11 protein-coding genes are annotated in these 12,241 nt (G+C 63.4%); 6 read left to right on the top strand and 5 right to left on the bottom strand.

All coding sequences use genetic code 11. From position 1 onward, the window contains the following. Positions 1–92: 92 nt before the first annotated feature. The 3 genes from OXH56_11330 to OXH56_11320 form a co-directional block, all read right to left on the bottom strand. Positions 93–899, bottom strand: a complete 807-nt coding sequence (locus OXH56_11330; GenBank protein ID MCY3555897.1) for a phytanoyl-CoA dioxygenase family protein — start codon at positions 897–899, stop codon at positions 93–95. Positions 900–923: 24 nt separating this feature from the next. Continuing rightward, complete coding sequence (locus OXH56_11325) at positions 924–2,252, bottom strand: glycerate kinase (protein MCY3555896.1); 1,329 nt, start codon at positions 2,250–2,252, stop codon at positions 924–926. Positions 2,253–2,354: 102 nt separating this feature from the next. Next, positions 2,355–2,585: a twin-arginine translocase TatA/TatE family subunit gene (locus OXH56_11320; protein ID MCY3555895.1), complete on the bottom strand. Its 231-nt coding sequence runs from the start codon at positions 2,583–2,585 to the stop codon at positions 2,355–2,357. A gap of 349 nt (positions 2,586–2,934) precedes the next feature. Between OXH56_11320 and OXH56_11315 the strand changes: the two genes are divergently transcribed. Then, positions 2,935–3,543, top strand: a complete 609-nt coding sequence (locus OXH56_11315) for a hypothetical protein (protein MCY3555894.1) — start codon at positions 2,935–2,937, stop codon at positions 3,541–3,543. A 143-nt stretch (positions 3,544–3,686) separates the two neighbouring features. Here the strand turns inward: OXH56_11315 and OXH56_11310 are convergent, their stop codons facing one another. Both OXH56_11310 and OXH56_11305 read right to left on the bottom strand, forming a co-directional pair. Next, positions 3,687–5,162, bottom strand: coding sequence for a HupE/UreJ family protein (locus tag OXH56_11310; GenBank protein ID MCY3555893.1), 1,476 nt, complete (start codon positions 5,160–5,162; stop codon positions 3,687–3,689). Then, positions 5,141–6,388 carry a hypothetical protein gene (locus tag OXH56_11305; protein MCY3555892.1) on the bottom strand — a complete coding sequence of 416 codons (1,248 nt, stop codon included), beginning with the start codon at positions 6,386–6,388 and terminating at the stop codon, positions 5,141–5,143. The genes OXH56_11310 and OXH56_11305 overlap by 22 nt, the downstream gene beginning before the upstream one ends. Positions 6,389–6,721: 333 nt before the next feature. Here OXH56_11305 and OXH56_11300 point away from each other — a divergent pair, with 333 nt between their 5' ends. Genes OXH56_11300 through OXH56_11280 form a run of 5 tightly spaced genes read left to right on the top strand, consistent with a single transcriptional unit; the run spans position 6,722 to position 12,239 of the window. Next, positions 6,722–8,224 carry an aminotransferase class I/II-fold pyridoxal phosphate-dependent enzyme gene (locus OXH56_11300; protein MCY3555891.1) on the top strand — a complete coding sequence of 501 codons (1,503 nt, stop codon included), beginning with the start codon at positions 6,722–6,724 and terminating at the stop codon, positions 8,222–8,224. A 13-nt stretch (positions 8,225–8,237) separates the two neighbouring features. Beyond that, positions 8,238–9,128 carry a phytanoyl-CoA dioxygenase family protein gene (locus OXH56_11295; protein ID MCY3555890.1) on the top strand — a complete coding sequence of 297 codons (891 nt, stop codon included), beginning with the start codon at positions 8,238–8,240 and terminating at the stop codon, positions 9,126–9,128. Further along, positions 9,125–10,315, top strand: coding sequence for a mandelate racemase/muconate lactonizing enzyme family protein (locus OXH56_11290; protein ID MCY3555889.1), 1,191 nt, complete (start codon positions 9,125–9,127; stop codon positions 10,313–10,315). Before OXH56_11295 ends, OXH56_11290 begins: the two co-directional genes overlap by 4 nt. A 26-nt stretch (positions 10,316–10,341) precedes the next feature. After that, positions 10,342–11,496 (top strand): AAA family ATPase, encoded by a 1,155-nt coding sequence (locus OXH56_11285; protein MCY3555888.1) that lies wholly within the window; start codon positions 10,342–10,344, stop codon positions 11,494–11,496. 23 nt (positions 11,497–11,519) lie between these two features. Next, positions 11,520–12,239, top strand: a complete 720-nt coding sequence (locus OXH56_11280; protein ID MCY3555887.1) for an inosine monophosphate cyclohydrolase — start codon at positions 11,520–11,522, stop codon at positions 12,237–12,239. The last annotated feature ends 2 nt before the right edge of the window (positions 12,240–12,241 follow it).

Genomic DNA, 12,241 nt, shown 5'->3' with positions numbered 1-12,241 from the left:
CTTGCCTTTGCGCCGCTCCGGGCGGTGCCGGGTCAGGGCCGCCAGGTCAGGGCCGCTGCCGGGTCAGGGCCGTTATGGAAGACGCGAACGGATCATTCGGTTAACGTGACCACTTCCCTCTGGGCGACGTCCTTGACCTCCGTAAAGGAGGCCAGGGCCATCAATTCATTAGTCTCGGGAGAAAGCCGGGCCTTGAGCGTGTCCGTCGTCCACGGTCCGCCACCGCTGTACTGGGGTGCGTACCGCAGCACGAGCACGATACGCTTCCGGTCGGTTGGCTTCCACCGGAGGGTACCGTGCGTGAGCAACTCGGAGATGATCACCGCGTCGCCCGCCCTGGGGGTGACGTTTATCGTGCCTGGTGGCGCGTCGTCTTCCAGGTCACCCCCGTCGAAGACCGAATCGGGGCGGTCGAAATTGCACTTGTGCGACCCGGGCACGACCACGAGTCCGCCGTCGCCGGGATTCACGTCGGTGAGATAAATGAATACGACGAAATCATCGCAGTAAATACGGCCGTCCCGGCAATCGTAGCGCGTGCTTTGCCAACCGTAGGCTTCGCGTGCGCAGTGGAGCGATCCTGGATCGACGACTCCGCCGGGCTGGTTCACGAGCATGGACCCCCGGACGAAACGGGGTTTGCCGGACGTGAACTCCTTTACGATGGGCCAGTAGCTTGGCTCGAAGACCAGCCGCTCCAGTGACTTGTCGAAGGCGAATCCGTTGTCGTAGATGCGGCCGTCTCTGCTCCCGAAGTCCGGCGGGAGGTCTTCGGCGGGCGTCCGGATATACCGCTCCGCAGCATCAAGCGCCTCGGCGAGCGCCGTTTCTCCAAGGGCGCCATCCAGGTGCAGAAAACCGGTCAGGTCGAACAGGTACCTTTGCGCTTCGGTCATCATGGTCGATCCCAGCCTTATGTGTCCTCAACCGACGAGTAACAGTCGCAGGTCCATGACATTGGTATGGGTAGGGCCCGTCATGACGAGGTCACCCAGCGGTTCGAAAAAGTGATAGGCGTCGCTGCGGTCCATGCAGGCGTCGGCGTCCAGCCCCATTTCGACGGCCCGGGCCTGCGTATGTCCGTCCGCCACCGCGCCCGCGGCGTCGGTAGGACCGTCCGTCCCGTCCGTTCCGGCGCTGAATACGACGGTTCGTTCCAGTCCCTCGATGCCCGATACGGTGGCCAGTACGAATTCCTGGTTACGTCCGCCTTTGCCGCCGCCCTTCAGCGTTACCGTGGTCTCGCCGCCGGAAATTACGCACGCCGGGCGCCTAACCGGATCGCCATACCCTTCGATCTCCCGGGCCATGGCGGCGTAGATACGAGCGACCTCGCGGGTCTCGCCGTCGATCGAACTGGACAGCACGAGCGGGTTGTATCCTCTCTTTTCCGCCTCGATCCGGGCGGAATCCAGTGCCTGGCGGTTGTTGGCGACAGTGACCGTCTGCATTCGATGGAAGACCGGGTCGCCGGAGTCCGGTGTTTCCGGTACGATTCCCTTCGACCCCGCATCCAGGTGGCGAATCACCGCAACAGGCAGTCTATCCTGCAGACCGTACCGATCAAGAATAGACCGGCAATCGGCAAAAGTGCTTTCATCCGGCACCGTGGGCCCCGACGCGATGATATCGAGCGGGTCCCCGATGACGTCCGAAAGGACCAGGCTCACCACCCGCGCGGGCGAGGCCAGCCTGGCCAATTGTCCACCCTTTACCCGCGAGATATGCTTGCGGATCGTGTTGGTTTCGTTGATCGTCGCGCCGCACTGAAGCAGCAGCTCCGTGACCGCCTGTTTCTCCTCCAGCGTCACCCCATCGGCAGGTAGCGGCAGGAGCGCGGATCCCCCACCCGAAAGCAGGCAGAACACCAGGTCGTCTTCCCCGACAGGCGCCAGGAGCTCAACGATTTTCTGCGTTCCGACCAAGCCCGCCGCGTCGGGAATGGGATGGCCCGCTTCGACCACCTCCACGCGCCGCAGCGGCGTAGCATGTCCGTACTTGACGTTGACCACGCCCCCGGTTAGCTGGTCGCCGAGTAGCGATTCCATGGCGCCGGCCATCACGGAACCCGCTTTGCCGGCACCGACGACGTAGACGTTCTCGAACTGGTCCAGGTCGTAACCGCGGCCGCCGACTTTCAGCCGGCTTCCTTCACGTACGACATGGCGCCGGATGGCCGACGCTGGATCTACAGCTTGAAGGGCCGCGTCGAAAATGCACCGTGCGTCATTGCGAAGGGCGGCAGTGGACATGTCCTGTAGTCGTGGATAGCGCTGCGGGCTCCGGATCATGCAAAACGGGCGCACCGTCCACCGGCCGGCACGCCCATTCGTCAAGCCTGCTGTTCCGTTGTCCTATGACCGGTCCAGTTCCTTTGTCGGCGGTGGCTTTCGCGGGGGCGGTTCCTTCTCGTCGATGTCGATGGCGCGCTGGATTTCAGTATTCGCATTGTTCACGACCCGCTTGAACTCCCGCACGCCCTTGCCCAGTCCCCTCGCCAGGGCCGGGATCCGGTCCGCGCCGAACAAGAGCAGGACGATCAGGAAGATCACCATCAGTTCCTGCATGCCGATATCGCCGATCATGCCGTTTGGCTCCTGGAGTGAGAGAAAGACCGCCCGCTTGCTTGAACTAACCTTATTGCCCGGCCTCCCGATTGTAAGACCCGATGCGGAAAATGTACAGGACGGACCGAAACCGGGCAAGCGATTTATGCGGAAGGTCTGAGAGGAAGTGCCGCTCGCAAGGGCCTCGCCGGCCGGTCTCCCAGTCCGCCCTTGACGTCCGGCCCCACCCGGATCAGTTTACATGGATTCGGGCCGTGAGCGATTTCGCGGATCATGGGCCGGCTACGCGGACCGTGGACCGGCTACGCGGACCGTGGACCGGCTACGCGGACCGTGGACCGGCTACGCTGGGTATTGGAGGAACCGGATGAACAGGCCGATCGTCAACCCGGGCAGGCTGTTCTGGACGGGACAGCACTGGATCAACTATGTTCGTCCCGCGGGTGCCGGGGAGAACAGTGCGATGGTCAGCCTTTGGCATACGCACTACTGTTCGGCCGGCGAAGGGACCGTGGCCTATGTCCTTATCGAGGATGGATTCTCGTATCACAGGATCTGCACCGACAACCCGGAGATGACTACATTCATTCAGACCTGGATGAGCGGCCGGGGCGGCATGTACGACATGGAACTGGAGGTGGTGCCGGCTTCCTTCACGCGGAGCGGCAACGTGCTCGACGCGCCCGCGTGGACGATCGAAACGGAGGAAGACCAGGTCATCGCCCGCTGGGGCGGCCTGCGGTCTCCCGAACTGCTCGAAGCGCCCGCTCCGAGATTCCGGGAAGGATGGGACGTTTTCTCCTGCCTGTACTTTGCACGGTCCGCCCAGATCATGTTCAACGGTCACATGATTCCGGGCGAACCCTATCCGGTCGATATATGGAAGCCCAGTCTCGGCGGAGAGCGCAGCTCCTGCGTGTTCGCGCTGTCCGAAGCCTTCATTGAAGTGCCCGGTCAGCCTGGCCAGCCCGCCTAATCAGACCGGTTCGTCCGGTCCGCCCGGTCAGCCTGGCCAGCCCGCCTAATCAGACCGGTTCGTCCGGTCCGCCCGGTCAGCCTGGCCAGCCCGCCTAATCAGACCGGTTCGTCCGGTCCGCCCGGTCAGCCTGGCCAGCCCGCCTAATCAGACCGGTTCGTCCGGTCCGCCCGGTCAGAACGAAGGAACGCCCATCCCGCGAAGGCGGCGATGATCAACATCAGTACCAGGAGTCCCGCCACTCCATACAGCGCGCTGTCCGGCGTCGTGGCCAGCACATCGTATTCCCACAACACGGCGCCGCGCTCCACCAGCCAGTGCCAGGCCGTATGACCCGCGAGGACCGAGAGGATGACCGCGGCGATCCGCCTGGGATGCCCGGTCCATCCGGTCCATCCGGTCCGTCCGGTCTGCCCGATCTTGCCGGCCTGCATACTTTGCCTGGGTTGCTCACCCGGAAGGTACCTGAAGAGTAAACGCAGTATCGGGACACAGATCAGAATCACGAGTAGCTGACCGATCTCGACCCCCACATTGAACGCCAGCAGCGAGACCACCAGGTGATCTCCGCCGAAAGGCAGCATGTCCCGCAGCGCGTAGGCGAATCCGAATCCGTGCACGAGTCCGAACCCGAATACGGCCATCCAGCGCCGGCGCAGGCCGGGCGAAACGATGTTCTCCAGTGCCATGTAGACGATGGAGGCGGCGATCACCGTTTCCACGAGGGGGACGAACCAAAGGGCGGCGGGCGTCAGGCCCAGCGTGGCAGCGACCAGCGTGACCGAGTGCGCAACGGTAAAGGCCGTAACGAGGATCACGAGTACGCGCAGCCGCTGAAAGGGGATGATCAGGCACAGCAGGAACAGGAGATGGTCCATGCCGTCGAGGATGTGGGTGAAACCGAGTTGCACGAAACGAAACGCGGCCTGGTGCCAGCGGGGATCGAGTACGACAAGGCCCGGATTACCGGTATACTGGTAGAGACGTTCGCCCCCTGAAACAGGCAGGAAGCGCAGCACGGTCGAGACCCGCATACCCAGCCTTTCGAGTCCGGGGAGAATCGAAAACTCCGAACGATCCGATGTGATCCGGTACTCGAAGAGCACGTCCAGCATGACCTGCTGCCAGAAGATCTGTGTACCGGCCGGGAGCGGCGGCCCCCGGGTGGCAACCAGCGCGGAATCGTACGCTTGAAAGGATGGATCGGAAGGCAGGGAGGCCCTGACGGCCATCAGTTCGGGCACGGCCAGGCGCGATCCGTCTTCGTAGATCGCCACCTCCTGCCCGAGCCACAGCATGGCGGCGTCACGCAGGGACTCGTCGGCGCGGGACAGGTCGAGGTAGCCGGGGCCGGTCAGAGGAAAGGTGACGTCGACCATGGCCTCGAGGGGTACGCGCACGAGCATCCTGAGGCGCTGGCCTTCCGGCTTGATGAAAGCGCGTACCGTGATGTCGGAGGGGATGTCGTGGCCGAAGGCGCCGGGTGACGGCACGGCTGCCGTGAGTCCGGCTATGGCCAGGAAAAGCAGGACGCGGACGGCAACCCGGCTGGTCGCCGTCCGTCGTCCCGTAAGAGGAGAGACCCGATCCGTCGTGCCTACCGGGATGCGGAGGGCCATATCACGCCCTGGTCCTGCTGATCGACCGGGCCCTCACCCATATAGGTGAACTTCTGCACGCGCTTGCCTTCGTAGGTCTCCGTGGTGTAGATATTGCCCTTCGAATCGGTCGCGATGCTATGGGTGCCGAAGAACTGGCCCGGCTGGCGGCCACCGTCTCCGAAAGTGGTCAGCACTTCCATGGTCTCCCGCAACAGCACGTACACCTTCATGTTCTGGCCGTCCGCCACGTACAGGTATTTCTGGTCCGCGTCCTTTGAAAAGGCGACGTCCCAGGTAGACCCGGCGCCCAGCGTGTTGCCGGAGAGGACTTTCTCCATCACGAAGGTGCCGTCCGTCCGGAAAACCTGGACACGGTTGTTGGGCCGGTCGCAGACGTATACGTGACCGTCGTTCGAGGGATCGGCCGCGTGGACGGGATTGCGGAACTGCTGGGCCGGCGGCGCCTTGGGATCGTATCTACCGATATTGGCGTCATCAGGTTCATTGCCGTAAGCGCCCCAGTACCGCTTCAGGGCCCCGGTCTCGATGTCGAGCACCGCAACGCGCTTGTTCAGGTACCCATCGGCCACATAGGCTTCGTTCGCGGAGGCATCGAAGGAGATCTTGGCCACACGTCCGAAATTCCCCGGATCCATGCTGTTGCCACTCCACGCCGGATCGGCCTCGTCAAAGCCATCGGCCCTTCGCGCGCCCGGTTCGCCGAACTGCTTCAGGAAGGTGCCGTCCTGGGCGAAAACCAGGATGTGGGCGTCGTCGCCCCCGTTGCCGCCGATCCATAGATTACCCATCGGGTCGACGGTAATCCCGTGATTCGAACCCGGCCAGTCGTATCCTTCTCCCGGTCCGCCCCAATGGTTCAACAGATCGCCCTCGGGACTGAACTGGAGTACCGGCGGCGCGGGAATGCAGCATTCGGCCACGGGCGGGTCCTGCGCAGCGCCCAGTTCCGTGCTCGGGTTACCGTTTCCGCGGTGTATGATCCAGATGTTGTCGTTGGCGTCGACGGTTACGCCGATGGCGGAACCCAGGATCCAGTGGTTGGGCAGCGGCTTGGGCCACAGGGGGTCCACCTCGAACATCGGCGCCATCACGGCGTCGGCGTCAGCGTCAGCGTCAGCGGTCTGTTCAGCCACCTCCATGTCCGCGCACGCGACCGCAAGGAACGCAATTCCTGTCGCGGCCAGGGCACTCGTAGCCATGTGTATAAAGGACCTTCGAATCATGATTCCTCCCGGGTTTCTCCTGCGCTCGTTCCGCATTTATCCAGCACACGCCCTTCGCCGGTATTCATTTGAAGTCCGGCCGTATAGCCGGCGCGATTCGACGGGCTGTCTGGTATGGCGGCAGTCTGCCTGCAGGCGAAGATGGAAAGTTCGTACCTTTCTCGGTCTGCATAGATTGTCGGTATGAGGCGAAGTTACCCCGTGGCCAAAGGGTGGTCAAGCAATAATCGCCAAATACGATCGCGGGGCCGGTCATTTATACATCGACAAATACGTAGCGTGATTCTATAATCTAAGTGAATCTGAAAACGCAACCCACCGGAACCGGGAACCATGCAATTAAAAGCGCCCTGGGACATGGCGGTCAATCGCAGGATACTCGAAATGGAGTACGCCGTGCGGGGACCGATTCCCCTGCGGGCGGCCGAACTGAAGCAACAGGGAAGACGCATCATCCCGTGCAATCTCGGCAATCCCCAGGCCCTTGGCCAGCGACCCATCTCCTTTTATCGTGAGGTGCTGAGCCTGGTCGAGCATCCCGTTCGCATTGAGCGCGAACGCAGACTCAAAGCGTTGTTTAACGGCGGCGCCCTGGACCGATCGTGCGGCCCAGGTGGAGCAGGCGGACCAGGCGGGCCAGGCGGACTGGAACATGACGACTTCCACTCGGACTACGTGCTCGATCTCAGCGAACGCTACCTGTCGCAGATGGAGACCGGCATGGGCGCCTACTCGGACAGCAGCGGACCGCGGTTCATCCGGGAAGCCGTGGCGGCATTCATAGACCGCAGAGACGGTGCGGACGATGCGGACCGCGGCGCCGTTCCCCGTTCCGATCCGGAGCAGGTATTCATCACCAACGGCGCCAGCGAAGGTGTGCGGTACGTCATCGACCTGTTGATCGACGACGCGTCGGACGGCATCATGATCCCCATTCCCCAGTATCCGCTGTACTCGGCGGCTATCAAGCGCTGCGGCGGCGTGCAGGTCGATTATTTCCTAAATGAGGACTCGGGTTGGGCCCTGGATCGGGACCTGCTGGAATCTTCCCTGGAAGACGCACGCGGGCGCGGCGTGGACGTCAAGGCCATCGTGGTGATCAACCCGGGTAACCCGACCGGCGCGGTGCTGGCCGAAGAGACCGTCAGGGAGGTGGTCGCCTTTGCCGGCGACAACGGTCTGGCCATCATCGCCGACGAGGTCTACCAGGAGAACGTCTACGGTGGGGATGCGGGGTTCGTGTCCTTCGCCCGGGTGCTGGGTCGTAGCGGTGTGCCGCTGTTCAGCGTGCACAGCACCTCGAAGGGTTTCTACGGCGAGTGCGGCCACCGGGGCGGATATCTCGAGATCAGGAATGCTCCGCGCGTTCGGAACACCGAACTGTCGTTTACCGATCTCGTGCTCAAACAGGCGTCGGTGAACATCTGTTCGAACACGGTCGGCCAACTGATGATGTACCTGCTCGTCAATCCGCCACCCGAGAACGCCGAGCCCTACCGCCGCTTCACGAATGAACGCAGGACGATCCTCGAAGATCTCCACGATAAGGCGGTCATGATCAGGTCGGGTTTCGATCAGATGGAAGGTGTTTCCTGTTTCGGGCGAACCGGGGCGATGTACCTCTTCCCCAGGCTGGACAAGCTGCCGGAAGGTACGAACGACTTCGACTACTGCATGGAACTTCTGGAGCGGACCGGACTGGTCACGGTCAACGGCGAGGGATTCGGGCAGCAGCCGGGCACCAGTCACTTGAGGATCGCGTTCCTGCCGCCCAGGGAGGTGATCGAGGAAGTCCTGCCGAAGTGGATCGCGTTCCACAACGCTTATGTGAACTGACGGGGTGGGTCGCATGCTTTCGGATAGAGAGAAGTGGCTTTTCGATCTGCACGGTTATCTCGTCCTTCGCAAGGTCGTCACGCCCGATGACCTGGATCGCATGATCGCGCGGTGCGACGAATGGCACGGGATGGAAGAGGAGGAACTGCCGCAGCCGCTCTGTTCCTATGAGAATCCCGGTGAAAACCCGACGGCCGCGCGAGCCATTCTCCACTCCGAGTACGCCGACCCGGTATTCGACCGGCTCATACTGAACCTGCCGATCATGCGCCTCGTGCTCGCCCTGACGAGGGAACGGCCCCAGCACCTGCTGTCGGCCCTTACGGTGAACAGGCCGGACAGCGACGAGATCACGCTGCACAACGGCGCCACCGGGGCGTGGAGAAACCCGGCCAACGACTACCAGGCCGCGGACGGCGAAGTGTTCGCCACCTTCATCAACGCGGCCATTTCCCTGGTGGACGTGCCCGAAGGGGCCGGATTCGTGTGCATTCCCGGCAGCCACAAGACCTATTTCGAACGGCCTGCACCCATCGACATCCGCTCCGGACCGCCGACGGTCGTCAACGTGCCCATCAACGCCGGGGACGCCGTCGTCTTTACCGAAGCGCTCTGTCACGGTGCGCTGCCCTGGCCCTTGCGTGACCCGCCGCGGCGCACCATGTTTCAAAGATACTGCACGTCCTACGCGTCCTGGACGCCCGGTGCGGGTCCCATCGAGGAGCACCGGCACCTGCTGTCCGACGGCGTTTGCGAAATGAAACGTCAGGGCGGATTCCAGGGGCCGAAAGACATCGTCGAACGTCTGCTGGACGAAATGAAGGCGTGGGAGGCGGCCGGCCGGCCGGCGGGATGGGAGCGCCGGCTGCAACAGACCACAGGGAGTACTGGGAGTCCCGCATGAAGATCACCGACCTGAGATGCGCCGTAATCGGCCAGAACCCCGTGGTACGGATCACGACGGACGAGGGGATCCACGGGCTGGGACAGATCGAGAACTCCAAGCCCTACATGAAGCCCCACGTCCTGTTCTACCGGGACCACATTATCGGCCAGGACCCGACGGATGTGAACCGCGTGATCTCGAGCATACGGCGGTTGGGCAGCTTCAAGCCCTGGGGCAGCGCGGTTAGCGCCATCGAGATGGCCCTGTGGGATATCGCGGGCAAGGCGGCCGGACTGCCGGTGTACAAGCTGCTTGGGGGCAAGATGCGGGACCGGGTGCGGGTGTACAACGGCGCCGTGCGGTTTCCCATGAAGGGGGCCACCGTGGAGGACTACGCGGAGGACATGGCCCGGATGAAGGCAGCGCCCGAGGGGTTTACCATCATCAAGCAGGGCATCAGCTTTCACAGCCAGATGCCGTCGCAGGTCCCCGACTTCTTCTACGGCGACCTGCAGAAGCAGGGCTTTCACGGCAATCGGGGGCCGCTCACCGAGAAGGGCCTGAAGCACCTCGTAGCCTGCATCGAGGCCATGAAGGCGGTCCTCGGCGATGAAGTCGGCCTGGCCCTCGACTGCGGCCCCGGCATGCTCGTGCCGGACGCCCTGCGCCTGGCGAAAGCCGTGGAACACCTGCACATCATGTGGCTGGAAGACATGATTACCGGCGACTATACGCCCTTCGTCCTGGCCGACCTCTACCGGGAAGTGAATTCGAAGACTTCCACGCCGATTCACACGGGGGAGCAGATCTATCTTCGGGAGAACTTCGTCGATCTCATCGAAAAAAGGGCCGTGGACGTGGTAGGCCCCGATCCGGCCGACGTGGGCGGGATCGCGGAACTGAAGTGGATCGCGGAATACGCCGACCTCCACGGCGTGCTCATGGCGCCCCACGGCGTCATAGACGGCCTGATCGGCCTGGCCGCCCTGGTGCACGCCTCGGCCGCCATGCCGCCCAATTACATTGCCTTCGAATACCCCGTCGGCAACCCGGCCTGGTGGTACGATATCGTGGAGGGATTGCCGGAAACGATTGTGAAAGACGGCTTCATCGACGTGTGGGACAGTCCCGGCCTGGGGGTCGACCTGGTGCCGGACAGGGCACTGCCCTACCTGAAGGAAGAAGACCAGGGCTTTTTCGACTAGTACACCGTGGATCGCCGGAGCGGACCATGTATGTGCGCCATCTGAAAGTCAGAAACTGGCGGAATTTCTCGCGGATCAGCGTCGACCTGCAAAAGCGGCAGTTCGTCGTAGGCCCCAACGCGTCCGGGAAGTCCAACCTGATGGACGTGTTCCGGTTTCTCCGGGATATCGCCAAGGTCGAGGGCGGGGGTCTCCAGAAGGCCGTCGCGGACCGGGGCGGCATGACCAAGATCCGGAATCTCGCCGCGCGCAGGGATCCGGATATCGCCATCGAGGTGCGCTTCTGCGACCCGGTGAACGGGCGTGAAACCTGGCGCTATGAGCTCGGACTCAAGCAGCAGGCCAGGGGAAACCGGCACACGCTGATTACCTATGAGCGGGTGAGCCGGGACGAGACCGTCATTCTCGAACGGCCGAACGAGGAGGACCGGGAAGACATCGTACGGCTGACCCAGACCTACCTGGAACAGATCACCGCCAACCGGGCGTTCCGGGAGATAGCCCGGTACTTTCAGGCCATCACATACCATCACCTGGTCCCTTCGCTGCTCCGCCATGCGGACCTGATCGGCGGCCGGACGCTCGAGGGCGACCCCTACGGGCAGGACTTCCTGGACCGTATAGCCCGGGAACACGACCGGACCCGAAGAGCCCGCCTGTCCCGGATCGAAGCGGTGCTCAAGGCGGTCGTGCCGCGGCTCGAGCAGCTCGAGTTCATTCGGGACCCGGAGACCGGACGCCCCCATCTCCAGGCGCTGTACGCCCACTGGCGGCCCAGGGCGGGCATCCAGCGGGAGGACCAGTTCTCCGATGGGACATTGCGGCTCATCGGCATGTTGTGGGCACTTCTCGACGGGGAATCCCTGCTGTTCCTGGAGGAACCCGAGCTCTGCCTGCACCCGGGCATCGTCAACCGGCTTGCCGCCTTGATCCGGCGCATGCAGCGGAACACCGGCCGGCAGGTGTTGGTCAGCACGCACAGCGCGGCGCTGTTGTCCGATCCCGATATCGAACCGGAGGAAGTTTTGCTGCTGAAACCCGATCACGAGGGTTCGGCAGCGGAAGTGGCCGGCGACGTGTCGGACGCGCTGCTCCTCCTGGACCGCGACGTTGCCGAGGAACAGGCGCCCCGGGAAAGGACCCTCGAGAAAGACCCGAATCAGTTGAGTCTGTTCGAATGAAGGGATCGGTTCGGGTACGCCCCATGAACGACACTGGAATCCCGGCCCGGAATTTCGCAAGGCATATCGCCTCGAACCGATATCCGGGGCGGGGGCTGATCATCGGTCGGTCGGCCGCTGACGACGCATGGTTCCTGCTCTACTGGATCATGGGCCGCAGCGACAGCAGCCGGAACCGGCGGTTCGCGATCGAGGGGTCTGTGCTCCGCACGGAACCGGTCGATCCCGCGAAACTGGACGCGCCGGAACTGATCATCTATCCGGCCATGCTCGAACTGCCGGGGATATACATCGTTGCCAACGGTGACCAGTCGCGGACGATTCACGACGCACTGCGCGGCGGCGGGACCTTCGAAGCCGCCCTGGCCACCCGGGAGCGGGAGCCCGACGCGCCGAACTACACACCCCGCATCAGCGGAATGCTGGACCTGAACGGGCCGCCCGCCCTGTCCCTGAGCGTACTCCGGGCGAATCCGGCCGATCCCGCCCATACCGACCGGCTGACGTACCGTCCGGACCCTCCTCCACCCGGTCTGGGACTGTGCCTGACGACCTACATGGGAGACGGCGAACCGCTGCCGGCGTTTTCGGACGATCCCCTGCTCATGCCCCTGGGAGGCGGACCGGAAGAGGTCATGGAGACGTACTGGGACGCACTCGACGAAGAAAACCGGGTGGCCATCGCCCTGAAATGGGTGACGCGGGACGGAAACAGCGAACTGATGGCCAGCAACCGGTTTTAGTC

The organism is Gemmatimonadota bacterium, from assembly GCA_026702745.1.
Classification (GTDB): Bacteria; JAAXHH01; JAAXHH01; order JAAXHH01; family JAAXHH01; genus JAAXHH01.
The sequence above is the reverse complement of the archived record's forward strand: the minus strand, read 5'-3'. Positions and strand labels throughout refer to the sequence as shown.